Origin of the sequence: Clostridium sp. (genome assembly GCF_051654825.1) — a bacterium.
GTDB lineage: Bacteria > Bacillota > Clostridia > Clostridiales > Clostridiaceae > Clostridium.
Map to the genome: position 1 here is coordinate 1 of NZ_JBOFYU010000268.1, position 3,137 is coordinate 3,137.

The 3,137-nt window shown below is 29.5% G+C and carries 2 protein-coding genes; both read right to left on the minus strand.

The window, feature by feature from the left end; translation table 11 throughout:
* Positions 1 to 89 precede the first annotated feature (89 nt).
* Positions 90 to 1,028, minus strand: coding sequence for a YbgA family protein (locus ACRDBA_RS16490; protein ID WP_438574025.1), 939 nt, complete (start codon positions 1,026 to 1,028; stop codon positions 90 to 92).
* A 256-nt stretch (positions 1,029 to 1,284) separates the two neighbouring features.
* Positions 1,285 to 2,706 (minus strand): group II intron reverse transcriptase/maturase, encoded by a 1,422-nt coding sequence (gene ltrA / locus ACRDBA_RS16495; protein WP_438574026.1) that lies wholly within the window; start codon positions 2,704 to 2,706, stop codon positions 1,285 to 1,287.
* Positions 2,707 to 3,137 lie beyond the last annotated feature (431 nt).

A 3,137-nucleotide genomic window follows, 5' to 3' on the forward strand; every position in this document is an offset into this window, starting at 1 on the left:
CATATATTCAAATTATATACCACTATATTTTCTTTTTCAATAATACTAAAAATAGAGATACCTTTTTAATTTAGGTATCTCTATTTACTTTATATACTTCTACCTTTTCCTGAGTCACTTATATCAATTAAATTCTCAGGATATGGATTAAATATACTTTGTTTTAATATTAATTCATCGTCAAATCTAGCTGCGTAAACTTTTATATTAGTTAATACGCTACTAAGTGGTAATTTTCCCTTACTATATTTCATAATATTATCCACAAATATTTCTTTCTCCTTCATAGATAAATATTTCTCATATTTAGTATATATATCTATAATTACTTGTATATTTTTTTTATAGTTTCTATTAATTTTTAAAGTATCATATAATATATTAGAATAATTATTCATATAATCTTTTGATTTATTTGCTAAATCACATAATTCATTAAGCTTATGATAATTATTAATTCCATAACTTTTTATCATTAATTCATGCTTAGTATGAAACTCTTTTATATTATCAAAATTATTTTTAAAATCATTTATTATAAATATTTTAGTTAAAAACTCATCTCTTATAGAGTAATTTTTTAATCTTCCTTCATTTTCTATAGGTAAATGACCCTTATTGTCAACAATTTCTTGAGCAAACAATCCATTTCCTCCAGATGTTAAACTACCTTGTCCACTCTTATGATAAATTTTAACATCCTTAATTCCACATGATGGAGACTTGCTTTTTAATATAAAACCGTCTATATCATCTAATGTGCTTATATATTTCTTAGAAAACTCTCTCATGTTATTAGTAAAATCTATATTATTCTTAGGTTGTATCAATCTATTACTACCTTCATAATCAACTACTCTAATCGCTTCTCTAGGAGTTGATAATCCTATTTCAACTTCAGGACATACTGTATAAAAATCCACATGTTCACCTAATAAATCAATCAATTTACTACTTGAACCTTGACCATTATATCTACAATTTTCAAATCCTAAACATTTACTGACTACTAATTTTGGACGTCTCATATACATTTCTCCTATTTGATATATCTTTTATCATTATTTTTATCCTATATATTAATATTATTCATCTTTCAATTCATAAAAAATATAATTTATTTTTTAATTCTTAAGTTCTACTTTAATAATATATTTAACTTACATAAATTTCTAACAAATATTTATTATCTATATTTTTATATAATCGAGTAGGAGCTAAATAATTATTTTATTTAGCGTCCTCTCACACCACCGTGCGTACCGTTCGGTACACGGCGGTTCATTAAGCTCCATGCACTTTTAAATATCTCTTGGAAATACTAATATAACCTATTTCTTCTAGGTATTTATTTGTAAGTGTTTTAGATAGGATTGGGCTACTAGATATTCTCCAGTAGCCTTTTCTTGTATTTGAATATTGATATGCCTTATATTTATCCATTCCAAGTTTAACTAGATTCTTACATCTTGTCCTTGGTAATTTCCATTGTTTCCATATACATGTTCGAAGTCTTCGCCTAATCCATCCTTCTATTTTTTGGATATGACCTTTAGCTTTTGCTATTCCAAAGTAATTAATCCAACCAACTATTATTTGGTTAAGCTTTAACAATCTTAATTCCATACTTATTCCTTTATTTCTATTAGTAATTTCTTTTACTTTAGCTTTAAGTTTATTGTATGAATTTTCATGTATTCGTATTTGGGCGTCGCCCTTTGAAAAATAGAATGAGAATCCTAGAAACTTTCTACGACTCACTAAGTCAACTGCACTCTTATCTTCATTAATTTTAAGTTTTAAATCTACTTCAATTATTTTCTTAATACTATCTAAAACTCTTTGTCCTGCTTTTCTACTTTTAACATATATATTACAGTCATCTGCGAATCTACAAAATTTATGACCTCTTCTTTCTAATTCTTTATCAACTTCATCAAGCATTATATTTGATAAAATTGGACTTAATGGTCCTCCTTGTGGAGTGCCTTGTTCATTTGATACAATAATTCCATTTAGCATTATTCCACTTTTAAGATATTTTCTTATTAGGTCTAGTACTCTTTTATCTTCTATTCTTCTTGATAGTCTATCAATTAAAATATCATGGTTTACTTTATCAAAGAATTTCTCTAAGTCCATGTCTACCACCCATTTATGACCTTGATTTATATATTCCAAGGATTGTTTTATTGCTTTATGTTGGCTTCGCCCTGGTCTAAATCCATAACTACTATTAGAAAAAATAGGTTCATATACAATTGTTAATGCTTGTGCGATTGCTTGTTGTATCATTCTATCTACTACTGTTGGAATTCCAAGTAACCTAACACCTTTATTATCTTTAGGTATTTCTACCCTTCTCACTGGAGAAGGTTTATATGTTCCATCTAATAATTTAGATTTAATTGTAGCCCAATGCTCTTTGGCATAGTCTTGAAGTTCATCAGTCTTTATGCCATCAACACCATGACTACCTTTATTTCTAATTACTCTTTGCATAGCAAGATACATGTTATCTCTTGCTAATATATCATCTAGTAAGTTATTAGTAGATATTATTGCACGGTTCTCTATTACTACCTCCGGAGTTACCGAAGCTACGCTATGCACTCCTTGTTTACCTTGAGTTTCCAACTCTACTTCTACATGGTAGCCTGAATATTCAGTTGTCTGCACTTTATTCACGTTCTTCAATTTATCCAAAGTCGAAAACCTCCTTAATGTTCAGTCCTTCCTATTTATTGCGCACATAAATAGTACTATGACGTCTGCTGACTTCTGATAGTTCAACTACATATCACTATGTAGCTTATCATCTAGGAAGTACATCCTTTATTAATGATGTATCTATCAGACCTCCCCAGGTAAGAACAACAACCTTCATCTCATATATCTGCTACATTTACTATCGGAAACTTAGATAGTGTTGGACTTTGTTTTGTTATGCAAACTCGTCCATTTCTCGATAGCCTCATATGTAGTTCGTGTTCCTCAGACCAAGATTTTGCCGTAGGCTTCCTTCAGATTCCACCTCACGATGGACACCCTTGCCCTTAGCTAGCAGTTCCCACTATCAAGCCTGCAACGGACTTTCACCGTCAAGTTGTTGCCCATGCTGGGCACACATAAAAAAG

What these genes read in the sequence shown, in the direction of transcription:
- ACRDBA_RS16490 (WP_438574025.1), bottom strand. Translation starts at nt 1,028, where the DNA reads ATGAGACGTCCAAAATTAGTAGTCAGTAAATGTTTAGGATTTGAAAAT.